This is a genomic window from Micromonospora sp. NPDC051141 (assembly GCF_044455765.1).
Lineage (GTDB): Bacteria > Actinomycetota > Actinomycetes > Mycobacteriales > Micromonosporaceae > Micromonospora.
In genome coordinates, this window is record NZ_JBITFD010000023.1 from 42109 (window position 1) to 66927 (window position 24819).

Annotated in this window: 24 protein-coding genes and 1 pseudogene; 13 read left to right on the forward strand and 12 right to left on the reverse strand. The window is 72.2% G+C overall.

Annotated features, from left to right (window positions below; translation table 11 throughout):
• Positions 1-177 precede the first annotated feature (177 nt).
• Positions 178-1395 carry an NADP-dependent isocitrate dehydrogenase gene (locus ACIA6B_RS30610; RefSeq protein ID WP_396778701.1) on the reverse strand — a complete coding sequence of 406 codons (1218 nt, stop codon included), beginning with the start codon at positions 1393-1395 and terminating at the stop codon, positions 178-180.
• Positions 1396-1495: 100 nt separating this feature from the next.
• On the opposite strand from ACIA6B_RS30610, the gene ACIA6B_RS30615 reads away from it, so the two are divergent.
• On the forward strand, positions 1496-2278 hold the full coding sequence (locus ACIA6B_RS30615; protein ID WP_396778703.1) for an MBL fold metallo-hydrolase: 783 nt from the start codon (positions 1496-1498) through the stop codon (positions 2276-2278).
• Between the two features lie 187 nt (positions 2279-2465).
• On the opposite strand, the gene ACIA6B_RS30620 is transcribed toward ACIA6B_RS30615, so the two are convergent.
• Together ACIA6B_RS30620 and ACIA6B_RS30625 are read right to left on the reverse strand one after the other, a co-directional pair.
• Positions 2466-3416 (reverse strand): malate dehydrogenase, encoded by a 951-nt coding sequence (locus ACIA6B_RS30620; protein ID WP_281937947.1) that lies wholly within the window; start codon positions 3414-3416, stop codon positions 2466-2468.
• Between the two features lie 99 nt (positions 3417-3515).
• On the reverse strand, positions 3516-4379 hold the full coding sequence (locus ACIA6B_RS30625) for a bifunctional methylenetetrahydrofolate dehydrogenase/methenyltetrahydrofolate cyclohydrolase (RefSeq protein ID WP_396778705.1): 864 nt from the start codon (positions 4377-4379) through the stop codon (positions 3516-3518).
• Positions 4380-4443: 64 nt separating this feature from the next.
• Here ACIA6B_RS30625 and ACIA6B_RS30630 point away from each other — a divergent pair, with 64 nt between their 5' ends.
• The 6 genes from ACIA6B_RS30630 (at position 4444) to ACIA6B_RS30655 (ending at position 10259) form a co-directional block, all read left to right on the forward strand.
• Positions 4444-4608 carry a hypothetical protein gene (locus tag ACIA6B_RS30630; RefSeq protein WP_396778706.1) on the forward strand — a complete coding sequence of 55 codons (165 nt, stop codon included), beginning with the start codon at positions 4444-4446 and terminating at the stop codon, positions 4606-4608.
• Positions 4609-4625: 17 nt separating this feature from the next.
• Positions 4626-6224: an ABC transporter substrate-binding protein gene (locus tag ACIA6B_RS30635; RefSeq protein ID WP_396778708.1), complete on the forward strand. Its 1599-nt coding sequence runs from the start codon at positions 4626-4628 to the stop codon at positions 6222-6224.
• Positions 6225-6314: 90 nt separating this feature from the next.
• The gene (locus tag ACIA6B_RS30640) at positions 6315-7253 is read left to right on the forward strand and encodes an ABC transporter permease (RefSeq protein ID WP_396778709.1); all 939 of its coding nucleotides are present in this window, start codon (positions 6315-6317) and stop codon (positions 7251-7253) included.
• A complete protein-coding gene (locus tag ACIA6B_RS30645) occupies positions 7246-8202 on the forward strand; it encodes an ABC transporter permease (RefSeq protein ID WP_107158965.1) in 957 nt (318 codons plus the stop codon). Before ACIA6B_RS30640 ends, ACIA6B_RS30645 begins: the two co-directional genes overlap by 8 nt.
• Positions 8203-8209: 7 nt before the next feature.
• Complete coding sequence (locus tag ACIA6B_RS30650) at positions 8210-9247, forward strand: ABC transporter ATP-binding protein (protein ID WP_396778711.1); 1038 nt, start codon at positions 8210-8212, stop codon at positions 9245-9247.
• Positions 9231-10259, forward strand: a complete 1029-nt coding sequence (locus ACIA6B_RS30655) for an ABC transporter ATP-binding protein (protein ID WP_396778712.1) — start codon at positions 9231-9233, stop codon at positions 10257-10259. Before ACIA6B_RS30650 ends, ACIA6B_RS30655 begins: the two co-directional genes overlap by 17 nt.
• A 132-nt stretch (positions 10260-10391) precedes the next feature.
• On the opposite strand, the gene ACIA6B_RS30660 is transcribed toward ACIA6B_RS30655, so the two are convergent.
• The 3 genes from ACIA6B_RS30660 to purN form a co-directional block, all read right to left on the reverse strand.
• On the reverse strand, positions 10392-10991 hold the full coding sequence (locus tag ACIA6B_RS30660; protein WP_396778714.1) for a hypothetical protein: 600 nt from the start codon (positions 10989-10991) through the stop codon (positions 10392-10394).
• 306 nt (positions 10992-11297) lie between these two features.
• Positions 11298-12869, reverse strand: a complete 1572-nt coding sequence (gene purH, locus ACIA6B_RS30665) for a bifunctional phosphoribosylaminoimidazolecarboxamide formyltransferase/IMP cyclohydrolase (protein ID WP_396778715.1) — start codon at positions 12867-12869, stop codon at positions 11298-11300.
• Positions 12866-13486, reverse strand: coding sequence for a phosphoribosylglycinamide formyltransferase (purN, locus tag ACIA6B_RS30670; RefSeq protein ID WP_281937957.1), 621 nt, complete (start codon positions 13484-13486; stop codon positions 12866-12868). The genes purH and purN overlap by 4 nt, the downstream gene beginning before the upstream one ends.
• Before the next feature lie 180 nt (positions 13487-13666).
• Here purN and ACIA6B_RS30675 point away from each other — a divergent pair, with 180 nt between their 5' ends.
• Positions 13667-13963 (forward strand): CD225/dispanin family protein, encoded by a 297-nt coding sequence (locus ACIA6B_RS30675; protein ID WP_107158938.1) that lies wholly within the window; start codon positions 13667-13669, stop codon positions 13961-13963.
• Between the two features lie 32 nt (positions 13964-13995).
• Complete coding sequence (locus ACIA6B_RS30680; RefSeq protein WP_396778718.1) at positions 13996-14610, forward strand: hypothetical protein; 615 nt, start codon at positions 13996-13998, stop codon at positions 14608-14610.
• A 75-nt stretch (positions 14611-14685) separates the two neighbouring features.
• Here ACIA6B_RS30680 and ACIA6B_RS30685 read toward each other — a convergent pair whose 3' ends face one another.
• Complete coding sequence (locus tag ACIA6B_RS30685; protein ID WP_396778720.1) at positions 14686-16023, reverse strand: DUF6350 family protein; 1338 nt, start codon at positions 16021-16023, stop codon at positions 14686-14688.
• A 160-nt stretch (positions 16024-16183) separates the two neighbouring features.
• On the opposite strand from ACIA6B_RS30685, the gene ACIA6B_RS30690 reads away from it, so the two are divergent.
• Entirely contained in the window at positions 16184-16453 is a 270-nt protein-coding gene (locus tag ACIA6B_RS30690) for a DUF4190 domain-containing protein (protein ID WP_396778722.1), read from the forward strand.
• Positions 16454-16507: 54 nt separating this feature from the next.
• On the opposite strand, the gene sucD is transcribed toward ACIA6B_RS30690, so the two are convergent.
• From sucD to ACIA6B_RS30705, 3 genes are all read right to left on the reverse strand, one after another.
• Positions 16508-17395, reverse strand: a complete 888-nt coding sequence (sucD, locus tag ACIA6B_RS30695) for a succinate--CoA ligase subunit alpha (protein ID WP_396778724.1) — start codon at positions 17393-17395, stop codon at positions 16508-16510.
• A 2-nt stretch (positions 17396-17397) separates the two neighbouring features.
• Entirely contained in the window at positions 17398-18576 is a 1179-nt protein-coding gene (gene sucC, locus ACIA6B_RS30700) for an ADP-forming succinate--CoA ligase subunit beta (RefSeq protein WP_107158926.1), read from the reverse strand.
• 395 nt (positions 18577-18971) lie between these two features.
• On the reverse strand, positions 18972-19376 hold the full coding sequence (locus ACIA6B_RS30705) for a cobalamin B12-binding domain-containing protein (protein ID WP_107158910.1): 405 nt from the start codon (positions 19374-19376) through the stop codon (positions 18972-18974).
• Positions 19377-19760: 384 nt separating this feature from the next.
• Between ACIA6B_RS30705 and ACIA6B_RS30710 the strand changes: the two genes are divergently transcribed.
• Positions 19761-20477 carry a M23 family metallopeptidase gene (locus tag ACIA6B_RS30710; RefSeq protein ID WP_396778726.1) on the forward strand — a complete coding sequence of 239 codons (717 nt, stop codon included), beginning with the start codon at positions 19761-19763 and terminating at the stop codon, positions 20475-20477.
• 262 nt (positions 20478-20739) lie between these two features.
• Entirely contained in the window at positions 20740-21516 is a 777-nt protein-coding gene (locus ACIA6B_RS30715; protein WP_396778728.1) for a M23 family metallopeptidase, read from the forward strand.
• Positions 21517-21576: 60 nt separating this feature from the next.
• On the opposite strand, the gene pcrA is transcribed toward ACIA6B_RS30715, so the two are convergent.
• Positions 21577-23979, reverse strand: a complete 2403-nt coding sequence (gene pcrA, locus ACIA6B_RS30720) for a DNA helicase PcrA (RefSeq protein ID WP_281937975.1) — start codon at positions 23977-23979, stop codon at positions 21577-21579.
• Between the two features lie 289 nt (positions 23980-24268).
• On the opposite strand from pcrA, the gene ACIA6B_RS30725 reads away from it, so the two are divergent.
• Entirely contained in the window at positions 24269-24622 is a 354-nt protein-coding gene (locus ACIA6B_RS30725; RefSeq protein WP_396778730.1) for a chorismate mutase, read from the forward strand.
• Positions 24623-24693: 71 nt separating this feature from the next.
• On the opposite strand, the pseudogene ACIA6B_RS30730 reads toward ACIA6B_RS30725, so the two are convergent.
• A pseudogene (locus ACIA6B_RS30730) lies at positions 24694-24819 on the reverse strand (peptide ABC transporter ATP-binding protein); the annotation flags it as partial.

A 24819-nucleotide genomic window follows, 5' to 3' on the forward strand; every position in this document is an offset into this window, starting at 1 on the left:
ACGGGTGGACGGGACTGGCATCGCGTCCACCCGGAACAACGAGCCCGGTCGGGCCCGGGTGACGCCCCACCGCGTGCACCCCGCACCACAACGAGGACGCCGGGCAATGACGACGCCCGGACACGACGGAGCCCGCCGGCGCGTACCGGCGGGCTCCGTCGTGATCGGCGAGGAGGCTCAGGCCGCGAGCTTGCGGGCCAGGTTCTCGTCGAGCGCGTTCATGAACTCGTCGGTGGTCAGCCACGGGGCGTCCCGTGAGATGAGCAGCGCGAGGTCCTTGGTCATCTGGCCGCCCTCGACGGTCTCCACGATGACCTGCTCCAGCGTGTTGGCGAACTCGGTGACCGCCGGGGTGCCGTCCAGCTTGCCCCGGTGGGCCAGGCCCCGGGTCCAGGCGTAGATCGAGGCGATCGGGTTGGTCGAGGTCTTCTCGCCCCTCTGGTACTGCCGGTAGTGCCGGGTGACAGTGCCGTGGGCGGCCTCGGCCTCGACGGTCCGGCCGTCCGGGGAGAGCAGCACCGAGGTCATCAGGCCGAGCGAGCCGAAGCCCTGCGCCACGGTGTCGGACTGCACGTCACCGTCGTAGTTCTTGCAGGCCCAGACGTACCCGCCCTCCCACTTGAGCGCGGCGGCGACCATGTCGTCGATCAGCCGGTGCTCGTAGGTCAGGCCGGCGGCGTCGAACTCGGCCTTGAACTCGGCCTCGAACACCTCGGCGAAGATGTCCTTGAACCGGCCGTCGTACGCCTTGAGGATGGTGTTCTTGGTCGACATGTAGACCGGGTAGTTGCGGTCCAGGCCGTACCGGAACGAGGCGCGGGCGAAGTCCCGGATCGACTCGTCGAAGTTGTACATGCCCATGGCGATGCCGCCGCCGGGGAAGTTGGCGACCTCCATCTCCATCGGCGCGCCGCCGTCGGCCGGGGCGTACGTGATGGTGACCTTGCCGGGGCCGGGGACGACGAAGTCGGTGGCCTTGTACTGGTCGCCGTGCGCGTGCCGGCCGATGATGATCGGCTTGGTCCAGCCCGGGACGAGCCGCGGCACGTTCGACATGATGATCGGCTCACGGAACACCACGCCGCCGAGGATGTTGCGGATGGTGCCGTTCGGCGACCGCCACATCTTCTTCAGGCCGAACTCCTCCACCCGGGCCTCGTCCGGGGTGATGGTGGCGCACTTGACGCCGACGCCGTGCTCCTTGATGGCGTTGGCGGCGTCGACGGTGACCTGGTCGTCGGTCTCGTCGCGGTACTGGATCGACAGGTCGTAGTAGTGCAGGTCGACGTCGAGGTACGGCAGGATCAGCTGCTCCCGGATCTGCTTCCAGATGATCCGGGTCATCTCGTCGCCGTCGATCTCCACGACCGGGTTGTTTACCTTGATCTTCGCCATCGGCCGGCGCTCCTCTCGGGGGACACGTGCTCAAGCAGTACGAGCGTACTGGAAACCGTCGGAGGTGACCCAGCCGGCCTCGCGGTGACATCCTTCCCGCATGCCGCTGACGCACACGCTCGGGTCCATCACGATCACCTCGCTGCTCGACGGAGCGGGCCCCTTCTTCATGCCGCGCGAGGAGGCGTTCCCCGACGCCACCGAAGCGAACTGGCGCGAGGCGGACCGGCGGGACCCGGACGCGGTCGGGCCGGACGGCGGCTGGCGGCTGCCGTTCCGCGCGTTCGCGCTGCGTACCGGTGACGGGCCGGTCACCCTGGTCGACGCCGGCATCGGCCCGGCGGACGCGCTGGCGGCGAGCTGGGCGCCGGTGCCCGGCCGGCTGCCGGCCGAGCTGGCCGACGCCGGCATCGACCCGGCGGACGTCCGCACGGTGGTCCTCACCCACCTGCACAGCGACCACGTGGGCTGGGCCGGCTCGCTGTTCCCCAATGCGGACCACCTGGTGCAGCGCGCCGAGCTGGACGCGCTGGAGCTGTTCCACCCGGAACTGCCGGCCCGGCTGCTCGGGCCGTTGCGCGCCGACGGCCGGCTGCGGGTGCTCGACGGTGACACCGACCTCACCCCGGGGGTACGCGTGCTGAGCACGCCCGGCCACACCCCCGGGCACCAGTCCGTGCTGGTGGAGTCCGGCGACGACCGCCTCCTGGTCACCGGCGACCTGCTGGTGCACGCGATCCAGTTGATCGACCCGGCACTGTGCTACGTCCACGAGGAGGACCGGGCCGGCGCCGGCCGGACCCGCGAGCGCGTCCTGTCGACCCTCTCCCCGCTCCTCCTGGCCACCCCCCACCTGGGCGCCCCCTTCACCCCCCACCCCTGACCCTCACCCCACCCACCCCACCACCTCAATCCTCAACCCCCACCGCCCGCAGATTCACGGAAAGAGTGGCTGTCCCGGGAGGAATGGCCACTCTTTCCGTGAATCTGCGGGGGCTGGGTGGGTGGGTGGGACGCGCGAGGGGCGGCCGGCGGAAGCCGGCCGCCCCTCGTGGCGGATGGTGCTCGGGTCACATGGAGGCGACGTCGCCCTGCTTGGCACGGACGGCCTCGGCGGCCTCCTTCAGCGCGGCCAGCTCGTCGGCGTCCAGCTCGGTCTCCACGACCCGCTTGACGCCCTCGGCGCCGATCTCGGCCTCGACGCCCAGGTAGACGCCGGAGATGCCGTACTCGCCGTCGACCCAGGCGCAGACCGGCATCACGTCGCCGGAGTCCTCGGCCACGGCCTTCGCCATCCGGGCCGCGGCGGCGGACGGCGCGTAGTAGGCGGAACCGGTCTTGAGCAGCGCGACCACCTCGGCGCCACCGTTGCGGGTCTTGACGACCAGCTCCTCGATCTGCTCGGCCGGCATGACGTCGCGCAGCGGCTTGCCGTTCACGGTGCTCTTCGACGGCACCGGGACCATGGTGTCGCCGTGCGAGCCGAGCGTGAGGGTCCGGACCGACTTCACCGGTACGCTCAGCGCCTCGGCGACGAAGTTGGTGAACCGGGCGGTGTCGAGCATGCCGGCCTGGCCGAGCACCCGGTTCTTGGGGAACTGGGTGGCGATCTGGGCCAGCGCGGTCATCTCGTCGAGCGGGTTCGACACCACGATGACGACGGCGTTCGGGGCGTACTTGGCGACGTTCTCGGAGACCTGCCGGACGATCTTGGCGTTCGTCTCCAGCAGGTCCATCCGGCTCATGCCCGGCTTGCGGGCCAGGCCGGCGGTGATGACGACGACGTCCGAGCCCTCGATGGCCTCGTAGCCCTCGCCGTTCGGGCCGGTGGTGACGCCGACGAGCTTGGTCTCGAAGCCCTCGACCGCCCGCGACTGGTTGAGGTCGAGGGCGAGGCCCGCCGGCTTGCCCTCCACGATGTCGGTGATCACGACGGTCTCGAAGATGTCGTACTCGGCCAGGCGCTGTGCGGTGGTGGAGCCGTAGAAGCCGGCCCCGACGACAGTGACCTTCTTACCCATGGTCGTCCCACTCCCTGATACCAGTCGGTTTTCCGGACCGTATCAGCCATCCTGGCACCGATCGGGCGAGGGGCGGACGGTTATGACCTGTCTGGGTGGTCAGGCGTCCCGCTCGGCGCGTTCGACCACGTTGGTGAGCAGCATCGCCCGGGTCATCGGGCCGACGCCACCGGGCATCGGGACCATCTTGCCGGCCACCTCGGCCACCTCGGGGTCGATGTCGCCGGTGTAGCGCCCCTTGCCGTCGCCGCCGATCACCCGGGTGATGCCGACGTCCACCACCGTCGCGCCGGGGGTGATCATGTCGGCGGTGAGCAGCCCCGGCACGCCGGCCGCCACGATGACGATGTCGGCGGCGCGGGTGTGGCCGGCGAGGTCCAGGGTGCCGGTGTGGCAGAGCGTGACGGTGGCGTTCTCGCTGCGCCGGGTGAGCAGCAGGCCGAGCGGGCGGCCGACCGTGTTGCCCCGACCGACCACCGCGACGTTCGCGCCGCGCAGCGGCACGTCGTGCCGGCGCAGCAGCTCGACGATGCCGCGCGGGGTGCAGGGCAGCGGGGCGTCGTAGCCGAGCACGAGCCGGCCCAGGTTGACCGGGTGCAGGCCGTCGGCGTCCTTGTCCGGGTCGATCGACTCCAGCGCCCGCTGGGTGTCCAGGTGGGCCGGGAGCGGGAGCTGGACGATGTAGCCGTGGCAGGCCGGGTCCGCGTTCAGCTCGGCCAGTGCCGCGTCGAGCTGTTCCTGGGTGGCGTCGGCCGGCAGCGTGACGCGCAGGGAGGCGATGCCGACCTCGGCGCAGTCGCGGTGCTTGCCGTTGACGTACGCCTGGGAGCCGGGGTCCTCCCCGACCAGGACCGTGCCGAGCCCGGGGGTGATGCCGCGCTCGGCGAGCGCCTTGACCCGCGCTCGCAGCTCGTCCTTGATCTCCGCCGCGGTGGCCTTGCCGTCCAGGATCGTCGCCGTCACGTCGTGATCGTCTCATGTTCCTCGGCGAGCCGGACGACGACGGGCACCGATCACGCTCCGCAACGTGGTTTCCGTCACTGAGAGTGGTCGTGCGGGCCACGAAACGGGACTCGACGGCACGTTCCGTTACCAGCTCGCAACGCATCCGTTGTCGATCCGCCGCAGCGCGACCTACCGTTACGGCTCGTTGCGCAGCGTCACCCAGCGTCGGGCCGACCGCGCAGCGTGAGGAGATGAGGAGACTCCATGCGTGTTCGTAGGCTCGCGGCCTGGGCCGCTCTGCCGCTCGCGGTGACCCTGGGCCTGACGGCCTGCGGCTCCGGCGGTGGAGGCGGCGGCGCAAGCGACCCCGACGCGGCCGTGCGGATCGAGATCGCCGAGCCGCAGCACCTGGTGCCGACCAACACCAACGAGACGAGTGGCTCGCAGGTGCTGTCGGCGCTGTTCAGCCCGCTCGTCGACTACGACGAGGCGAACAAGCCGCACGAGGTGGCAGCCGAGTCGGTGACGTCGTCGGACAACAAGGTCTGGACGATCAAGCTGAAGCCCGGCTACACGTTCCACAACGGCGAGAAGGTCACCGCCGACAACTACCTCGACGCCTGGAACTACGGCGCGTACGCGCCGAACGGCCAGAACTCCAGCTACTTCTTCGAGAAGATCGCCGGCTACGAGGACCTCCAGGGCGAGAAGCCGAAGGCGCAGACGCTCAGCGGCCTGACGAAGGTCGACGACCTGACGTTCACCGTGACGCTCACCGAGCCGTACGTGGACTTCAAGACCATGCTCGGCTACACCGCGTTCTACCCGCTGCCGAAGGCGGCGTTCTCCGCGCCGGGCGTGCTGGCCGAGGGGTACGAGCAGGCGCCGATCGGTCAGGGCCCGTTCAAGATGAAGGGCTCCTGGCAGCACGACGCCAAGGTCGAGGTGGAGCGCTACGACGCGTTCACCGGCGAGCAGCCCAAGGTCGGCGGCGTCGAGTTCCGGATCTACCAGCAGCCGACCGCCGCGTACGCGGACGTGCTGTCGGACAACCTCGACGTGATCAAGACGATCCCGACCGAGAACCTGTCGACCGCCGCCACCGACCTCGGCGACCGGTTCCAGCAGAGCCCGGCCTCGTCGCTCCAGGTGCTGGCGTTCCCGACGTTCCAGAAGGAGTTCAGCAAGCCCGAGGTGCGCAAGGCCATCTCGATGGCGATCGACCGGGACGAGATCACCAAGTCGATCTTCAAGGACTCGCAGCAGCCGGCGCGCTCGTTCGTCTCGCCGGTGGTCGCCGGTTACCGGGAGAACACCATCGGCACCGCCGGCGCGTTCGACCCGGCCAAGGCCAAGGCGATGTACGAGGCCGCGGGCGGCCCGAAGAAGATCGAGCTGTCCTACAACGGCGACGGCGGCCACAAGGACTGGATCGACGCCACCTGCAACCAGCTCAAGGCCAACCTGGGCGTGGAGTGCGTGGGCAACGCCGAGCCGAAGTTCGCCGACCTGCTGACCAAGCTCAAGCAGAAGCAGTCGGTGGGCCTGTTCCGGATGGGCTGGGTGATGGACTACCCGTCCATGGAGAACTACCTCGGCCCGCTGTACAGCACCAACGGCTCGTCGAACTACTACGGCTACTCGAACCCGGAGTTCGACAAGCTGCTCGCCGAGGGCGCCCGCGCGGCGAGCGCGGACGAGGCGGTCAAGAAGTACCAGGCGGCGGAGGACCTGCTCGCGCAGGACCTGCCGGTGATCCCGCTGCGGTACGGGCAGAACAACTTCGGCCACTCCACCAAGGTCAAGAACGTCCACGTGGACCTCTTCGACCGGGTGGACCTGCTGAAGATCGAACGCGCCTGACCCACCCCCGACAGGGCCGGGCCACCCCCACCGGGTGGCCCGGCCTTGGCATTGGCCCGCATTTGCCCCATCTTCGGCAGACTCGCAGGCATGTTCCGGTTCATCCTGCGGCGACTGCTCCAGATGGTCCTCGCGTTCTTCGGGACCACGCTGATCGTCTACGCGTTGATGTTCGCCGGGCAGGGCGACCCGATCCAGGCGCTCGCCGGGGAACGGCCGGTCACCGCCGCCCAACGCGCCTACCTGACCGAGAAGTACCACCTGGACGCGACCGGGGTCGGCGGCTTCTTCTACCGCTACCTGAACTATCTCGGCGGCCTGCTCCGCGGTGACCTCGGCCAGTCGCTCACCGGCCGGCAGATCGGCGACATCCTGGCCGCCGCCTGGCCGGTCACCGTGAAACTGGCGCTGATCGCGCTGGCCGTGACCGTGCTCTTCGGGGTGACCGCCGGCGTCGTCGCGGCCATCCGCCGCTCCGGCGTCTTCGACCACGCCACGCTGGTGCTCACGCTGCTGGTGCTCGGCATCCCCACCATCGTGCTGGCCCCGCTGGCGCAGTACTTCCTCGGCGTACGCTGGCCGATCTTCCCGCCCACCGCCGGCGCCCAGCCCTCGTTCCGGGCGCTGCTGCTGCCCGGCATCGTGCTCGGCTCGCTGTCGCTGGCCACCGCGCTGCGGCTGACCCGGACCTCGGTCACCGAGAACCTGCGCGCCGACTACGTGCGCACCGCCCGGTCGAAGGGCCTGGTGCGTCGCCGGATCGTCGGCGTGCACGTGCTGCGCAACTCGCTCATCCCGGTGGTCACGTTCCTCGGCGTCGAGCTGGGCAACCTGATGAGCGGCGCGATCATCACCGAGGGCGTGTTCAACATCCCCGGCGTCGGCTTCAACCTGTTCCGCGGCATCCGCACCGAGGACGGCCCGCTGGTGGTGGGCATCGTCAGCGTGCTCGTCGTGGTCTACCTGCTGTCCAACCTGGTGGTGGACGTGCTCTACGCCGTACTCGACCCGAGGATCAGATATGAGTGACTTCGAGACGGTGGCGGCGACGGAGGACCAGTCGGCACGGCGCGGCGTCTCCGGCGAGCCCGGCACCCCGGACCGGGCCGGCCGGCCCGGCAGGTCCCGCAGCCTGGCCGGCGACGCCTGGCGGGACCTGCGCCGCAACCCGGTGTTCTGGCTCAGCCTCCTGCTGGTCCTGCTGGTTGCCGCGATGGCCGTCGCCCCCGGGCTGTTCACCGCCAACGACCCGCGCGACTGCGTGCTCTCCCGGCAGCACGCCGGCCCGTCCGGCGGGGCCATCTTCGGGTACGACTTCCAGGGCTGCGACACGTTCGCCCGAGCGGTCTACGGCGCCCGGGCCTCGCTGCTGGTGGGCGCGTTCTCCGCGGTGATCACCGGGGTGATCGCGCTGGTCGTCGGCATGCTCGCCGGCTTCTTCGGCGGATGGGTCGACGCGGTGCTCTCCCGGGTCATCGACATCGTGCTCGGCATCCCGCTGCTGCTGGCCGCGATCGTGCTGCTCAAGCGCGTGAGCACCAGCGGCGAGACGGTACGCCTGTTCGCGGTCATCCTGGTCCTGGCGCTGCTCGGCTGGACCACCGCGGCCCGCGTGGTGCGCTCCTCGGTGATCACCGCCCGCGAGCAGGACTACGTGGCCGCGGCCCGGATGCTCGGCGCCGGCGACGGCCGGATCATGTGGCGGCACATCCTGCCGAACGCGCTCGCGCCGGCCATCGTGGTGCTCACCATCGCGCTCGGGTCGTTCATCGCGGCCGAGGCGACGCTGAGCTTCCTCGGCATCGGGCTGAAGGCACCGACCATCTCCTGGGGCATCGACATCGACGCCGGCCGGGTGCACATGCGCGAGTCGGCCACGCCGCTGATCGTGCCGTCGGTCTTCCTCGCGTTGACCGTGCTCGCGTTCATCATGCTCGGCGACGCGGTCCGCGACGCCTTCGACCCGAAGTTGCGGTGAGTTCCCCATGACCGAGTCCGCGGTCCGGCCCACGCCGGCCTCCCCCACCCCGCCCGACGGGCACCTGCTGGAGGTACGGGACCTGCACGTCGAGTTCCGCACCCGGGAGGGCGTGGCCCGGGTGATCAACGGGGTGACGTACCACCTGGACGCCGGCGAGACGCTCGCCGTGCTCGGCGAGTCCGGCTCCGGCAAGTCGGTCACCGCCCAGGCGATCATGGGCATCCTGGACACCCCGCCCGCGTACGTGCGGGGCGGTGAGATCCGCTACCGGGGGCGGGACCTGCTCACCCGGTCGGAGGAGGAACGGCGGCAGGTCCGGGGCACGGAGATCGCGATGATCTTCCAGGACGCGCTGTCCGCGCTGAACCCGGTCTTCCCGGTCGGCTGGCAGATCGGCGAGTCGCTGCGGCAGCGGGCCGGACTGTCCCGCGCCGACGCACGCCGCCGCACGGTCGAGCTGATGGACCTGGTCCGCATCCCGGCCGCGGCGAAGCGCCTCGGCGACTACCCGCACCAGTTCTCCGGCGGGATGCGGCAACGCGTCATGATCGCCATGGCGCTGGCGCTGGACCCGAAGGTGCTGATCGCCGACGAGCCCACCACCGCGCTCGACGTCACCGTGCAGGCGCAGATCATGGACCTCCTGGCCGACCTGCGCCGGGACCTCGGCATGGCGCTCATCCTGATCACCCACGACCTCGGCGTGGTCGCCGGCGTGGCGGACCGGATCGCGGTCATGTACGCCGGCCGGATCGTCGAGCACGCCGACGTGCGTTCGCTGTACCGGGCGCCGGCCCACCCGTACACCAAGGGGTTGCTGGAGTCGATCCCCCGGCTCGACGTGCGCGGGCAGGCGCTGTCGACCATCCCGGGGCTGCCGCCGAACCTGATGCGGATCCCGCCCGGCTGTCCGTTCCACCCCCGCTGCCCGTACGCGCAGCAGGTCTGTGTCGACGAGGTGCCGCACGACCTGGTGCTCGGCGACGGCCGGACCAGCGCGTGCCACTTCGCGCAGGAGGTCCACGATGACCGCGCCCGCTAGCCCGGCCAAGGTCCGCGGCGAGACCGTCCTCGCCGTCGACGAGCTGGTCAAGCACTTCCCGATCACCCAGGGCGTGCTGTTCAAACGGCAGATCGGCGCGGTGCGGGCGGTCGACGGGGTGAGCTTCGAGCTGCGCCGGGGCGAGACGCTCGGCGTGGTCGGCGAGTCCGGCTGCGGCAAGTCCACGCTGGCCCGGCTGCTGATGCGGCTGGAGACGCCGACCGCCGGCCGGGCCACGCTGGAGGGGCGGGACCTGTTCCGGGCCTCCGGCGGGGAGCTGCGGCGGCTGCGGCGGAACATGCAAATGGTGATGCAGGACCCGTACACCTCGTTGAACCCGCGGATGACGGTCGGCGACATCATCGGCGAGCCGTTCGCCATCCACCCGGACGCCGCACCGAAGGGCAGCCGGCGGCAGCGGGTGCAGGAGCTGCTGGACGTGGTCGGGCTCAACCCGGAGCACGTGAACCGCTACCCGCACCAGTTCTCCGGCGGCCAGCGGCAACGCATCGGCATCGCCCGCGCGCTCGCGCTGCGCCCGGAGATCATCGTCTGCGACGAGCCGGTGTCGGCGCTTGACGTCTCCATCCAGGCCCAGGTGATCAACCTGTTGGCGCAGCTCCAGGACGAGTTCGGGTTGTCGTACATCTTCATCGCGCACGACCTGTCCGTGGTCCGGCACATCTGCGACCGGGTGGCGGTGATGTACCTGGGCCGGATCGTGGAGATCGGCACCGAGGAGCAGATCTACCAGCGCGCCACCCACCCGTACACCCAGGCGTTGCTCTCGGCGGTGCCGGTGCCCGACCCGGAGGCCCGCGACCGCCGGACGATCATCCGGCTCAGCGGCGACGTGCCCAGTCCGGCCGACCCGCCGTCGGGCTGCCGGTTCCGTACCCGGTGCTGGAAGGCGGAGGAGGTCTGCGCCGTCCAGGACCCGCAGACCGTGCCCCGCGCCGCGGACCCGCACCCCAGCGCCTGCCACTTCGCCGAGGTGCGCCCGGACGTCTGAGGCCCCGTCCCCCGGAGGAAGGAGGGGCGGGGCCGCAGCGGGACGTGGACGGGGTGCGTGAGGAGCGCCCCCCGTCGGCGACGGCAGCGCGCGGTGGAGCCGCCGGGTCGACGCGGCAGGCTCCGGCGCGACTCAGACGGTGGGCGGCGCCCGCGCGGCCAGCGCGCCACGCGGCGGCAGCGGCAGGGTCGGTGACCGGTGTCCCGGCGCGAGCCGCGCCGACACCACCGGGCCGGCGACGCTCGGGGGCGCGGTCGGGAGCGGTTCGTCCGGCCCGTCGCCGTAGGCGAGGCCGCCGCGCCGCTCACCCCACCACCCGCCGGACAGCTCCGCGCACCGCCGTTGTGGGTACGCGCCGAGCGAAGCGACCGGCCCGGCCCGGCACCCCGAGGCGGGTACGACGGCAGCCGGCCCGACGGCGTTCCCGCCGTCGACGGACGGGTCGAGCGTGTGCGCGCCGACGACGGAGAGGCCGGCTGCGGACGGGCCGAGGGTGCGCGCGCCGACTGCGGTGGGGTCGACTGCGGGCAGTGCGACAGCGGGCGGGCTGGCGGCGGACGGACCGGCGGCGGCGGACGGACCGGCAGCGGACGGACCGGCAGCGGACGGACCGGCAGCGGACGGACCGGCAGCGGACGGACCGGCAGCGGACGGACCGGCAGCGGAGCCGAGTGCGGCCAGGACGAACGCCAGCATGACGACGACGGCGGTCAACCGGTCGCGCACGCGCATGGCACACCTGCCGGGGCTCACGGACAGTGGAGACGGTCGATCGAACGTCGCCGGCACACGCTAGCAACCGCCCCCGGCGGCCGGCAACGACGCGGCCGGCAACGACGCGCGACGGGGGGCCCACCCGCGTGCGGCGCGTTCCGCCACCGGCTTCCGGCGTGTCGGGGCAGCGGCACCAGTGAAGCGTGAAGCGGTATACCTCAGAGTCATAAATATGCCTCTGAGGTATACCGCGCAAACCTGATTACCTCGCCGCCGCGGCTACGCACGGTAACCAGCGGCGAGGGCAATCCGGGCGGAACAGCCCTAGTGGAAGAAGTGGCGGGTGCCGGTGAGGTACATCGTCACGCCGGCCGCCTTGCAGGCCGCGATGGTCTCCTCGTCGCGGATCGAGCCCCCGGGCTGCACGATCGCCCGGATGCCGGCGTCGATCAGGAGCTGCGGGCCGTCGGCGAACGGGAAGAACGCGTCCGAGGCGCAGACCGAGCCGCGGGCCCGCTCGTCGCCGGCCCGGCTGACCGCCAGCCGTGCCGAGTCCACGCGGTTGACCTGGCCCATCCCGACGCCGACGGTGGCGCCGTCGCGGGCCAGCAGGATCGCGTTGCTCTTCACCGCGCGCACCGCCCGCCAGGCGAATGCCAGGTCGCGCAGCGTCGCCTCGTCGGCCGGGTCGCCGGTGGCCAGCGTCCAACCGGACGGGTCGTCGCCGGGCGCGTCGACCGCGTCCCGCATCTGCACCAGCACGCCGCCGCTGACCTGCCGCCACTCCGCCGGCCGGCTGGCGAACGCGGGCGCCCGCAGCAGCCGAAGGTTCTTCTTGGCCCGCAGCAGCTCCAGCGCGCCCTCGTCGAAGCCGGGCGCCACCAGCACCTCGGTGAAGATCTCCGCGACCTGCCCGGCCAGCTCCACGCTGACCGGCCGGTTGACCGCGATCACGCCGCCGAACGCGGAGACCGGGTCGCAGGCGTGTGCCTTGCGGTGCGCCTCGGCCACGTCCGCGCCGACCGCGATGCCGCACGGATTGGCGTGCTTGATGATCGCCACCGCCGGCTGGTCCGCGAAGTCGTGCGCGGCCCGCCACGCGGCGTCCGCGTCGACGTAGTTGTTGTAGGACATCTCCTTGCCGTGCAGCTGCTCGGCCTGGGCCAGCCCGGCCGGGGCGCCCGGGTCGGCGTAGAGCGCCGCCGCCTGGTGCGGGTTCTCGCCGTAGCGCAGCACCGCCTGGCGGCGCAGCGCGAGCCCGGCGAACTCCGGAAAGCCGTCCTCGGCCGGGGCCACCGTGGTGGCGAACCAGTCGGCCACCGCCACGTCGTAGTCGGCGATGTCGGCGAACGCCCGGGCCGCCAGCGCGCGCCGCCGGGCCAGGGTGAACCCGCCGTCGGCGAGCGCGGCCACCACCGCCGGGTACGCGGCCGGGTCGGTCACCACCGCGACCGAGGCGTGGTTCTTCGCGGCGGCCCGCACCATCGCCGGCCCACCGATGTCGATCTGCTCCACGCACTCGTCGGCGTCGGCGCCGGAGGCGACCGTGGCCTGGAACGGGTAGAGGTTGGAGACCAGCAGGTCGATCCCGGCGATGCCGTGCTCGTCGAGCTGGGTGGCGTGCGAGTCCTTGCGCAGGTCGGCGAGGAGGCCGCCGTGGATCTTCGGGTGCAGCGTCTTCACCCGGCCGTCGAGGATCTCCGGGAAGCCGGTGACCTGCTCGACCGGGGTGACCGGAACCCCGGCGCCGGAGATCGTCGACGCGGTGCTGCCGGTCGACACGATCTCCACGCCGGCCTCGTGCAGGGCGCGGGCCAGCTCGACCAGGCCGGTCTTGTCGTAGACGCTGACCAACGCGCGCCGGATCGGGCGGCGGGCGTCGTCATGGGTGCTCACGGAACGGTGACCTTTCTGCCGGTGATCGTCCAACCTTCACGGACCAGGCGGCCGACCTGCTCGACGAGCTGGCGCCGCTCGGCGGACTTGATGCGCTCGGTGAGCGTCTCCTCGTCGTCGTCGTCGAGCACCGGTACGGCGACCTGGGCGACGATCGGGCCGGTGTCCATCCCGGCGTCGACGAAGAACAGCGTGGCCCCGGTGACCTTCACGCCGTACGCCAGCGCGTCGCGGGGGCCGTGGATGCCGGGGAACGCCGGCAGCAACGTGTTGTGCGTGTTCAGGTAGCGGTCACCGAACGCGGTGAGGAACTCCGGGCCGACCAGCTTGAGGAACCCGGCGCTGATCACCAGGTCGGGCCGGTGCTCGGCGACCCGGGCGGTGAGCGCCTTGTCCCAGTCGGCCCGGGTGGGGTGGTCCTTGACCCGCTCGACGAAGGACGGCACGCCGGCCGCGGCGGCCCGGTCCAGGCCGGCTATCCCGTCCCGGTCGGCGCCCACGGCCACCACGCGGGCCCCGTAGCCGGGGTCGGTGGCGGCGTCCAGCAGTGCCTGGAGGTTGCTGCCGGAGCCGGAGACGAGGACGACGAGGCGGGCGACGGACGCGGGCTCGGTCACGCGGCCACCCTATCGGGCAGGTCGGGCGGTCCGGCTGTCGGGCGGCGGCCTGTCGGATGATCTCCGGAGGTAGTGGGGTCGCGGTACGCTGCCGGTCGCCCGGTGTCCGGCGTACGCCCGACCCGCACCCCCGAACGAGTAACCGGCACGCGCCGTGCCGCCGGCCCGAGGAGCCACCCCATGCAGCCCGGATACCCCCAGCAGCAGCCGTCGCAGATCGACAACAACATGACGATGTCCATCGTCGCGATCTTCCTGTTCTGGCCGCTCGCGATCCCGGCGATCATCAACGCTTCCAAGGTCAACCCGCTGATCCAGCAGGGCGACTACGCCGGCGCGCAGGCCGCCGCCGCCGAGTCCAGGAAGTGGTCCAAGTGGGCCCTGATCGTCGGCCTGGTCTGGATCGGCATCATTGTGGTGTGTTGCCTGTTCGGTGGCCTGGCGGGTCTCGTCGGCGGCAGCACCGGCACGAACTGACCGACAGCCCACCAACTGAGGAGTTTCCCGACATGCAGCCCGGATACCCCGGACAGGACCCGTACGGCCAGCAGCCGAACCAGGACCCGACCGCCCAGCCGCACGACCCGTACGGCCAGCCGCCGCAGCCCCCGCAGTACGGCCAGCAGCCGCAGTACGGCCAGCAGCCGGACTACGGGCAGCAGCCGCAGTACGGGCAGCAGCCGGACTACGGCCAGCCCACCTCCGGTCAGCCCTACGGCCAGCCCACCTCGGGTCAGCCCTACGGCCAGCCGACCTCCGGTCAGCCCTACGGTCAGGACCCGTACGGGCAGCAGCCGTACGGCGCCGCGCCGCAGTACCCGGCCGCCGGCTACCCGGCCGGCCCCGGCCAGAGCCAGGGGCAGAACAACACCATGGGCCTGATCGGCATGATCGTCGGCATCGCCTCGATCGTGCTCGGCCTCTGCTGCCCGCTGCTGGGCGTCCCCGCCGGCATCGCCGGCGTGGTGCTCGGCTTCCTGGGCCAGAAGAAGGTCCAGGCCGGCGAGGCCAGCAACCCGGGCCAGGTGAAGGCCGCCCTGATCTGCGGTGGCATCGGAGTGGTCATCGGGATCATCAGCGCCATCGCCGGCGCCGCGATCAACATGAACAACTTCGGTTCCTGAACCGGCTCCGACGAGGGGGCGTCCGGCGGCTGCCGGACGCCCCTTCGTCACGTCCACCCGCGAAGACCCGAGCCGTCAGCGCGGGGTCGGGGCGGGCCGGGGCGGGGTGGACCGGGGTGGGGGCGGGACGGTCCGGGTGGTGAGGGTGCGGGCGGCGGCGGCACCGAGCACCGCGCCCACGGCGATCACCAGCGTGGCCACGGCGGTCACCGGCCAGGGCGCCGGGCCGATCTCGGCCAGCCGACCACCGCCGAGCGACCCGCCCGAGGCCGCCGCGAGCAGACCCAGCAAGACCCCGGCGACCGGGCCGGCGAGCACGGCCGGGACCAGCAGCTCCGGCCAGCCGACCTCGGCCCGGTCCTCGGCCGCCGCGCGCAGCAGCCGCCGGGCCAGCAGCCAGCCGGCCGCCATCGCGGCCAGCACCGGCACCGCGAGCAGGCCGGTGCCCAGCCCGTCCACCGGGCCACGCGGCAGCCCGGCCAGCAACGGCACGGCCGGCAGCGCGCCCACCGACACCTCACTGGTGCGGACCGCGGTGTCCGTGCCGACGGCGAACCCGGGACCGAGCAGGTAGCTGGCCGACCAGGCGGTGGCGTTCGGCGCGTACGCGAGGCTGACCAGCGTGATGCCCGCCTGCCCGGCCACCCCGGTCCGGTACGCGCCGATCATGTCGGCCGCGTCGCCACCGCCGGTGGCCACCGCCAGCCCGGCCGCGCCGGCGCTCGCGCCGAGCAGCAGCAGCACCGCGACCAGCCCGGCCCGCAACCCGTCGCGCACCACCGGCGGGCACCGCCGGGCCAGCAGCGCCCAGACGCCCGTGGTGCGCAGCGCGCCGACGAGTGCGGCCGGGGCGGCGAACACGGCGAACGTCACGGCGGTCGTGACCGGGGAGACGCGTACGCCACCGGCGCCGACCGCCACCGCGGCGATCGTGCCGAGCAGCGCGTACCCCACGGCGACCGCGACCGCGACGGCGAGCGCCTGCCGGGGCGAGCCGGCGCCGCGCGCGCCCACGGCCCGGCTGACGTGCACCCCGGCCCGGGTGAGCCGCCAGACGACCAGCACGCTCAGCGCGAGCGGCGCCAGGCCGAGCGGGCCGGCGGCGGTCTGCAACGGCACCCCGTGCCCGAGCAGCCAGCCGGCCAGGCCGGCGCGCAGCGCGCCGCCGAGCGACCCGGCGTCCTCGGTGAGCTGGGCGAGGCCGAGCACGACGACGACCGGCAGCAGGGAGGTCAGCGCCGCCCAGAGCGCGGCCACCCCGGCGGCCACGGGCAGCGGGGCCCGGCTGCGCGACGGCTCACCCGCCCGGGGCGGGGGCACGCGCGCGGCGGGGCGGGCACGGGCGCGCGGCCGGGCGCCGGCGATGGGGCCGGCGGCCGGACGGCGGGGCTGGTCAGGGGTGACACGTGACATTGCGTCTACTCTGGCACGCCACGGGAGAGGACGGCAGTCCGATACCGGGCCGGGACCGCGGCGAGTTCGTCGAACCCGCGGATCGGCGGCGGTGATCCGGTCTAGCCTCGGCTTGAGACGCGACCGTTCCCGTCGCGGCACCGACCGCTCGGAGGAAGCCGTGAACGCTCCGTATCCGCCGCCCCCGCCGCCACCGGCCGCCGGCCGGGACCGGAGCACGCTCTGGGGCGTCCTCGGCATCGTCTTCGGCCTGTTCTGCTGCGGCATCCTGGGCATCGTCTTCGGCTGGTTGTCGATCCGCGACGCGCGCCGCAACGGCAGGTCGCCGCTGCTCGGCTGGCTGGCCATCGCGTTCGGTGTGATCAACATCGTGGCCAGCGCCATCGTGCGGGCCCGGGGCAGCTACTACTACCCGTACTGGTACCGCTGAGCGCGAGGGGGCCGACCGGAACCGGTCGACCCCCTCGCCGTGTCGGCTGACCGCTCAGCGGCCGGACATGAGCTCCCGCATCAGCTCGGCGGTCTCGGTCGGGGTCTTGCCGACCTTGACGCCGACCGCCTCCAGCGCCGCCTTCTTCGCGTCGGCGGTGCCGGCCGAGCCGGAGATGATCGCGCCGGCGTGACCCATGGTCTTGCCGGGCGGGGCGGTGAAGCCGGCGATGTAGCCGACCACCGGCTTGGTGACGTTGGCCTTGATGAACTCGGCCGCCCGCTCCTCGGCGTCGCCGCCGATCTCACCGATCATGACGATCGCGTCGGTCTCCGGATCCGCCTCGAAGGCGGCCAGCGCGTCGATGTGGGTGGTCCCGATGATCGGGTCACCGCCGATGCCGACGCAGGTGGAGAAGCCGATGTCGCGCAGCTCGTACATCATCTGGTAGGTCAGCGTGCCGCTCTTGCTGACCAGGCCGATCCGGCCGACGCCGGTGATGTCGGCCGGGATGATGCCGGCGTTGGAGGCGCCCGGCGAGGCGATGCCGGGGCAGTTCGGGCCGATGATCCGGGTGCGCTCGCCCTTGGCCACGTTGTACGCCCAGAACGCGGCGGTGTCGTGCACCGGCACGCCCTCGGTGATCACCACGGCCAGGTCGATGCCGGCGTCGATCGCCTCGACCACGGCGGCCTTGGTGAACTGCGGCGGCACGAAGATGACCGTGACGTCGGCCCCGGTCTCCTTCATCGCGTCCGCGACGGAGGCGAAGACCGGCAGCTCGGCGCCGTCGAAGTCGACAGTGGTGCCGGCCTTGCGCGGGTTCACGCCGCCGACCACGGTGGTGCCGGCGGCGAGCATCCGCCGGGTGTGCTTGGAACCCTCGGAACCGGTCATGCCCTGCACGATGACCTTGGAGTCCTTGGTCAGCCAGATAGCCATTGTCAGACCCCCGCCGCTGCCAGCTCGGCGGCCCGCTCGGCCGCGCCGTCCATGGTGTCGACCCGCTGGATGAGCGGGTTCGCCGCGCCGTCGAGGATGGCCCGGCCCTCCTCGGCGTTGTTGCCGTCGAGGCGGACCACGAGCGGCTTGGTGGCCTTCTCGCCGCGCTGCTCCAGCAGCGCCAGCGCCTGCACGATGCCGTTGGCGACCGCGTCGCAGGCGGTGATGCCGCCGAAGACGTTGACGAAGACGCTCTTCACCGACGGGTCGGAGAGGACGATCTCCAGGCCGTTCGCCATCACCTCGGCGCTCGCGCCGCCGCCGATGTCGAGGAAGTTGGCCGGCTTGACGCCGCCGTGCCGCTCCCCGGCGTACGCGACCACGTCGAGCGTGGACATGACCAGGCCCGCGCCGTTGCCGATGATGCCGACCTCGCCGTCGAGCTTGACGTAGTTGAGGTCCTTCTCCTTGGCGGCCTGCTCCAGCGGGTCCACCGACGCCTGGTCGACCAGGGCCTCGTGGTCCGGGTGCCGGAACCCGGCGTTCTCGTCCAGCGTGACCTTGGCGTCCAGGAGCAGCAGCTTGCCGTCCTTCGTGGTGGCCAGCGGGTTCACCTCGACCAGGGTGGCGTCCTCGGCGACGAACGCCTGCCACAGCCCGACCGCGACGTCGACGATCTGGTCGGCGACCTCGGCCGGGAAGCCGGCCGCGGTGACGATCTCACGCGCCTTGGCCTCGTCCACGCCGGTGTTCGCGTCGATCGGCGCCTTGACGACCTTCTCGGGGGTCTCGGCGGCGACCGCCTCGATGTCCATGCCGCCGGCGACGCTGGCGATGCAGAGGAAGGTGCGGTTCGCCCGGTCGAGCAGGTACGAGAAGTAGTACTCCTCGGCCACGTCCGCGGTCACCGTGATCATGACCTTGTGGACCGTGTGACCCTTGATGTCCATGCCGAGGATGTCGGTGGCGCGGGCCACCGTCTCCTCCGCGCCCTCGGCCAGCTTCACGCCGCCGGCCTTGCCGCGGCCACCGACCTTCACCTGCGCCTTGACGACCACCCGGCCGCCGAGGCGTTCGGCGATCGCGCGGGCCTCCTCCGGGGTAGTGGCGACGCCGCCGGCGAGCACGGGCAAACCGTGCCGCTCGAACAGGTCCCGCCCCTGGTACTCGTACAGGTCCACGATTGCGCGTCCCGTCCCGTCTCCGCGGCGCGCCGTCGCGCCGCCACCAGCGTTGGAAAATCAGTTTGACGCCTGTCATCAGAACAGACAGGCCATTTGCCGCAGCCTAACGAGATGGGAACCGGCGGCAACCGAGCGGGTGCGGGGTGTGCGGTAATGCACAGCCGTCGTCGCGGTAGCGCACGACGAGAGACGCGGTGTCAGCCGTCCGGGGGATGTCCACGTCGGGGCGTAACCCCCGGTCAGGGGCGTCGTTGAGTCTGATGTCGGAGCGCTGGTCAAGCGCGATGACGGGAGCGGCCGATGCCCTGTCGGTCGAGGGGTGGCGGCGGGGCATCGTGCATAGAGGGGCCGGGCGTGTGAGGGGTGCGTCCGGCCCCTCCCCCTGCCCGGAATCAGCCGACCGGCTGGGCCACGTTCTCCCGTACCCAGTCGACGATCGACCCGGTGGTGGCGCCCGGGGTGAAGATCTTCGCGACGCCGAGCCGCTCCAGCTCCGGGATGTCGGCCTCCGGGATGATGCCGCCGCCGAAGACCACGATGTCGGCCGCCTGGCGGTCGGTGAGCAGCTCGACGACGCGCTTGAACAGCGTCATGTGCGCGCCGGAGAGCACCGAGAGGCCGACCGCGTCCGCGTCCTCCTGGATCGCCGTCTCGACGATCTGCTCGGGGGTCTGGTGCAGGCCGGTGTAGATGACCTCCATGCCGGCGTCGCGCAGCGCGCGGGCGACGACCTTCGCGCCGCGGTCGTGGCCGTCCAGGCCGGGCTTGGCGACGACGACCCGAATCCGAGAGCTCATCTGCACACCTTTCACCGGCATCGGCACTGCTGACCTGAACGAACGGTAACCCGGGCGGACCGGGAGCGGAAAGCCGGGCTGCGCCATACCGCCCACCCGGACGCGCCGGAAGTCGGACACCTCCGCCGATCGGTCACGGTCCGCGACGAAAGGTCGGTCGGCAGGCCGTCCAACCGGCGGCACGAGATGACACAAGACAGGATGTAAACGGACATAACGAAACGCCGATTCGGCGCTTCGGCTTGTGACAGGAGTGGCGGTTGGCTAACGTGTCCACGGTTGTCATCAGGTCCACGGACGGGTGACGACGCGGCACCGGACGTTCGACAGAGCTTCACCGAACGGCCCGAGGTCGCATCGGATCCCCGACAACGGAGGGTGTGCGTGCGCCAGCGCCTGTCGTCTGAGCCCGATCGATATCGCGGTCGTCGCCGCGTACCCACCCCCCCGCGGAGCCGCTACGCGGCGGTCGTCACGACCGCCTTCGTCGGCGCCGGCATCGTCGCCCTCGGCGCGAACGCCCTCCCCGACGCCAAGAGCGTCAGCCCGTCCGTCCTCGACGAGCTCCGGCAGGCCTCGGTCGCCAGCCAGGACGCCGCGGCCCGCGCCGACAGCGCCGACCGCGCCACCCGCGACGACCGGTCGGGCGGCGACACCGCCGCCACCGAGCAGGACCCCTGGCTCCTCCCCCTGCACGGCTACGACTTCAAGTCGCCCTACGGCATGCGCTGGGGCAAGCTGCACACCGGCATCGACCTGGTCGCGCCGGAGGGCACGCCCTACAAGGCGGTCCACGCCGGCACCGTCACCAAGGCCGGCTGGTTCGGCGGCTACGGCTACGCCGTGATCGTCAAGCACGCCGACGGCAGCGAGGCCATCTACGGCCACTCCTCCGCGGTCACCGTCAAGGAGGGCCAGCAGGTCAAGGCCGGCGACCAGCTCGGCCTGGTCGGCAACACCGGCCACTCCTACGGCTCGCACCTGCACCTTGAGGTGCATGTCAACGGCGAGCCGCGCGACCCGGTGACGTTCCTTCAGGAGCGCGGAGTGGACATCAAGCTCGAAACCGAGGCACTCTACGGCGACGTAGCCGCCTCCTGACGCTCCGCACCGCCCGACAACCGCCCGGATCCCGCGATCCGGGCGGTTTTCCGTGTCCCGATGTCTGCCCCGTCACACCGCACGATGTGAGCGGGCCCACACCGGCCGATGATCGACGCTTGTCGGGAACCGCCCAGGCCGGCCCGATCGGGGACAATCTCCGGCGGCGCACCCCGCCGGGCCACGAACCCGCCATCGCCGCGATCCCGGACCCACACCAGTATTTCCAGGTCCACGTGCCCCTCAACTGGTGAAGGTTCCCGTGCAGCACAGCAGTCCCACCCCGAACGGCACCACCCCGGACCCCGCCCCCGCCCGGCACCGGCGCACCGGCCGGCGGACCGCGTACCTGGTCACCGGCGCGCTGGCTCTGCTCGGCCTCGGCCTCGGCGGTGTCCTGGTCGCCACCGACGACCACCCGGCGCCGACGCCGGCCGCTGTCGACTTCGACGCGCGGGCCCGCGCCGAGGCCGCCGCCCGCGCCGACCGGTCGGCCCGCGAGTCGGTCAGCCCGGTCACCCCGTCCGCGACGCCGGCCAGCCCGTCCCCCAGCCCGAGCACGACCAGCCCGAAGCCGAAGCAGACCGTGCCGCCGAAGCCGAAGCCGAAGCCGAAAAAGAAGAAGGCCGCGCCGAAGCCGAGCTGGGTCATCCCGATGCGGGGCGCCGACATCACGTCCTGCTTCGGGCCGCGGTGGGGCACGCTGCACGCCGGCATCGACTTCGCCATGCCCGCCGGCACCCCGATCCGGGCCGCCGCGTCCGGCACCGTGGTCAAGGCCGGCGACGTGGGCGACGGCTACGGCAACTCCGTCTTCGTCGACCACCACGACGGCTACCTGACCCACTACGCCCACCAGAGCCGGCTGCTCGTCGCCGTCGGCGACCGGGTGAAGGCCGGTCAGGTCATCGGCTACGAGGGCGCCACCGGGGACGCCACCGGCCCGCACCTGCACTTCGAGGTGCACCAGGGTGCGATGTGGAACCAGATCGACCCGGCGCCGTTCCTGCGCGCCCGCGGCATCGACGTGGCCTGCTGACCGCCACCGCACGACGAGGAGGCCCGGCCGGTGCGACACCGGACCGGGCCTCCTGGACGCTCAGAGCTTGTCGATCGGCGCGTGCCGCAGCACCAGCCACATGGTCTGTTCGCCGAAGTCGATCTGCGCCCGGGCACCCGGCCCGGCGCCCTCCACCGCCAGCACCCGGCCCAGGCCGTAGCGCTGGTGGTTGACCCGGTCGCCCACCGAGACCTTGGGCGTCTGCTTCAGGTCGCTCGCGGTGGCCAGCCGGCTGGCGTCCACGCCGAGACGCTTGGCGAGCTGGGTCGCCCTCGGCGTGCCGCCGGTGAAGCCACCCCGGCCGCCGCCGGACAACCGGTCCGCCCGGCCACCCACGCCACCGCCGCCGCCACCCCACGAGGTGTACGACCCCTCGGTGCGCTCCCACCGCACCAGCTCCGGCGGCAGCTCCTCCAGGAACCGCGACGGCGGGTTGTAGGCCGGCGCGCCCCAGGCCGACCGGGTGACCGCCCGGGACAGGTAGAGGCGCTGCCGGGCCCGGGTGATGCCCACGTACGCCAGCCGGCGCTCCTCCTCCAGCTCACGGGTGTCGCCGAGCGAACGCAGGTGCGGGAAGACGCCGTCCTCCAGGCCGGTCAGGAAGACCACCGGGAACTCCAGCCCCTTGGCGGTGTGCAGCGTCATCAGGGTGACCACGCCCTGGTGGTCGGGGTCGTCGGAGGGGATCGCGTCGGCGTCGGCGACCAGCGCCACCTGCTCCAGGAAGCCGGCCAGCGTGGCCCGCTCGTCGTCCGCGCCCAGCGACTCGATCCGCTCGGTGTACTCCCGGGCGACGCTCACCAGTTCCTGGAGGTTGTCCACCCGGCCGGCGTCCTGCGGGTCGAGGCTCTCCTCCAGCTCGGCCAGGTACCCCGAGCGGGTCAGCAGCGCCTCCAGCACCTCCTCCGGGGTGCCGGTGGCGGTCAGCTCACGGGCCGAGTCGAGCAGCCCGACGAACTCGGCGATGCCGTTGGCCGCCCGGGTGGAGATGCCCGGCGCGTCCTTCGCCCGGCGCAGCGCGGCGCCGAACGAGATGCGGTCCCGGGCGGCCAGCGCCTCGACGCAGGCCTCGGCCCGTTCGCCGATGCCCCGCCGGGGGGTGTTGAGGATCCGGCGCAGGCTGACCGTGTCGTCGTCGTTGACCACGGCCCGCAGGTAGGCCAGCGCGTCGCGGACCTCCTTGCGCTCGTAGAAGCGCACCCCACCGACCACCTTGTAGGGCAGGCCGACCCGGATGAACACCTCCTCGAACACCCGGGACATGGCGTTGGTGCGGTAGAAGACCGCCACGTCGCCCGGCCGGGTGTCGCCGGCGTCGACCAGCCGGTCGATCTCCCGGGCCACCCAGTCCGCCTCGGCGTGCTCGGTGTCCGCCACGTAGCCGACGATCTGCTCGCCCGCGCCGGCGTCGCTCCACAGCCGCTTGGGCTTGCGGGAGGTGTTCCGGTCGATGACCGCGTTGGCCGCGTTGAGGATGGTCTGGGTCGAGCGGTAGTTCTGCTCCAGCAGGATGGTGCGGGCGTCGGTGAAGTCCCGCTCGAACTCCAGGATGTTGCGGATGGTCGCGCCCCGGAACGCGTAGATCGACTGGTCGGCGTCGCCCACCACGCACAGCTCGGCCGGCGGGATGCCCTCGGTGCCGGAGACCAGCTCCTTGATCAGGACGTACTGGGCGTGGTTGGTGTCCTGGTACTCGTCGACGAGCACGTGCCGGAACCGGCGCCGGTAGCTCTCCGCCACGTGCGGATGCGACTGGAGCAGGTGCACGGTGGTCATGATCAGGTCGTCGAAGTCCAGCGCGTGGGCCTCGCGCAGCCGGCGCTGGTAGAGCGCGTACGCCTCGGCCAGCGCCCGCTCGTTCGGGCCCTTGGCCCGGCCGGCGAACTCCTCCGGGTCGACCAGCTCGTTCTTCAGGTTGGACACCTGGGCCGCCAGCCCCCGCGCCGGGTAGCGCTTCGGGTCCAGGTCCAGCTCGCGGGCCACCAGCTGCATCAGCCGCCGGGAGTCGTCGGCGTCGTAGATGGAGAACGTCGACTTGAGGCCGGCGTGCTCGTGCTCGGCCCGCAGGATCCGGACACAGGCCGAGTGGAACGTCGACACCCACATCATCCGGGCGCGGGGGCCGACCAGCGCGGCCACCCGTTCCTTCATCTCGCCGGCGGCCTTGTTGGTGAACGTGATCGCGATGATCTCGCCGGGGTGCGCGTCCCGGGCGGCGAGCAGGTAGGCGATCCGGTTGGTCAGCACGCGCGTCTTGCCCGAGCCGGCGCCGGCCACGATCAGCAACGGGGAGCCGGCGTGGGTCACCGCGTCCCGCTGCGGGCCGTTCAGGCCGTCGAGGAGGGCCTGCGGGTCCGACCGGGCGCCCCCGGAACGGCGTGGCGGGGTCGGCCGGGACTCCGGCGCGGGCGGGGACGCGGGAATGTCGAAGAGAGGATGCATCGCAGCCCGAGTCTATGCCGTCGCCCGGACACTTCCCCGTCCGCGCGCCCGGGTCCCCGCACCGCGTCCCGTCCCATCTGTTGGCCGGTTTCCTTGCGCGTCCGCCCCGCCGGTCGGCATACTCGACGACGTGTCCGATCAGCGCTTTTTTTACTACGGCACCGGGAGTCCGGCAGCCGTGGGTCGCGCCTGATCACATCAGACCTACGAAATGCCCCGGGCTCCCCGAGCCCGGGGCATTTCCGTCCCGGGATCCGGGTACCGGGTCCGAGCCCCGAGAGGGACGACGATGATGACTGACGTGGTGGAGTCCAGCGACGGCCTGGCGCGGCACGACCGGCGGGCCGGCGGTGACCCGACCGGCGCCGCGGCGGCGCGGACCGGCACCGACGACTCGGTGGCGGCCGAGCGGATCGGTGAAATCCGGCGCCGGATCGACGAGATCGATCGGACGCTCATCGCGCTCTGGCAGGAACGGGCGGCGCTGTCCCAGGAGGTCGGCGCGACCCGGATGGCGGCCGGGGGCACCCGGCTGGTGCTCTCCCGCGAGCGGGAGATCCTGGAGCGGTTCCGCACCGAACTCGGCGCCGACGGCACGCAGCTCGCGCTCCTGCTGCTGCGCGCCGGCCGCGGCCCGCTGTGACCCGACCCGCGCCACGGACGACGAACCGCCTGCCGGCGTCGGGCTGACGTCGGCAGGCGGTCCGGATTGGTTCAGGCCACCTCGTGGGTGACGACGATCTCCCGCTTCTCGGCGAAGTGGCAGGCGCTCGGGTGGTCCGAGCCCGGCCGGATCTGCAGCAGCGGCACGTCCTGGGCGCAGACGTCCTGCGCCTTCCA

Bases quoted from the DNA above. Each gene is read 5' to 3' on its own strand.
- ACIA6B_RS30660 (WP_396778714.1), bottom strand. From the start codon at position 10,991: ATGCGCGTGCGCGACCGGTTGACCGCCGTCGTCGTCATGCTGGCGTTC.
- ACIA6B_RS30650 (WP_396778711.1), top strand. From the start codon at position 8,210: ATGACCGAGTCCGCGGTCCGGCCCACGCCGGCCTCCCCCACCCCGCCC.
- ACIA6B_RS30705 (WP_107158910.1), bottom strand. From the start codon at position 19,376: ATGAGCTCTCGGATTCGGGTCGTCGTCGCCAAGCCCGGCCTGGACGGC.
- ACIA6B_RS30680 (WP_396778718.1), top strand. From the start codon at position 13,996: ATGCAGCCCGGATACCCCGGACAGGACCCGTACGGCCAGCAGCCGAAC.
- ACIA6B_RS30675 (WP_107158938.1), top strand. From the start codon at position 13,667: ATGCAGCCCGGATACCCCCAGCAGCAGCCGTCGCAGATCGACAACAAC.
- ACIA6B_RS30655 (WP_396778712.1), top strand. From the start codon at position 9,231: ATGACCGCGCCCGCTAGCCCGGCCAAGGTCCGCGGCGAGACCGTCCTC.
- ACIA6B_RS30640 (WP_396778709.1), top strand. From the start codon at position 6,315: ATGTTCCGGTTCATCCTGCGGCGACTGCTCCAGATGGTCCTCGCGTTC.
- ACIA6B_RS30615 (WP_396778703.1), top strand. From the start codon at position 1,496: ATGCCGCTGACGCACACGCTCGGGTCCATCACGATCACCTCGCTGCTC.
- ACIA6B_RS30620 (WP_281937947.1), bottom strand. From the start codon at position 3,416: ATGGGTAAGAAGGTCACTGTCGTCGGGGCCGGCTTCTACGGCTCCACC.
- ACIA6B_RS30725 (WP_396778730.1), top strand. From the start codon at position 24,269: ATGATGACTGACGTGGTGGAGTCCAGCGACGGCCTGGCGCGGCACGAC.
- ACIA6B_RS30610 (WP_396778701.1), bottom strand. From the start codon at position 1,395: ATGGCGAAGATCAAGGTAAACAACCCGGTCGTGGAGATCGACGGCGAC.
- sucD (WP_396778724.1), bottom strand. From the start codon at position 17,395: ATGGCTATCTGGCTGACCAAGGACTCCAAGGTCATCGTGCAGGGCATG.
- ACIA6B_RS30685 (WP_396778720.1), bottom strand. From the start codon at position 16,023: ATGTCACGTGTCACCCCTGACCAGCCCCGCCGTCCGGCCGCCGGCCCC.
- pcrA (WP_281937975.1), bottom strand. From the start codon at position 23,979: ATGCATCCTCTCTTCGACATTCCCGCGTCCCCGCCCGCGCCGGAGTCC.
- ACIA6B_RS30645 (WP_107158965.1), top strand. From the start codon at position 7,246: ATGAGTGACTTCGAGACGGTGGCGGCGACGGAGGACCAGTCGGCACGG.
- ACIA6B_RS30635 (WP_396778708.1), top strand. From the start codon at position 4,626: ATGCGTGTTCGTAGGCTCGCGGCCTGGGCCGCTCTGCCGCTCGCGGTG.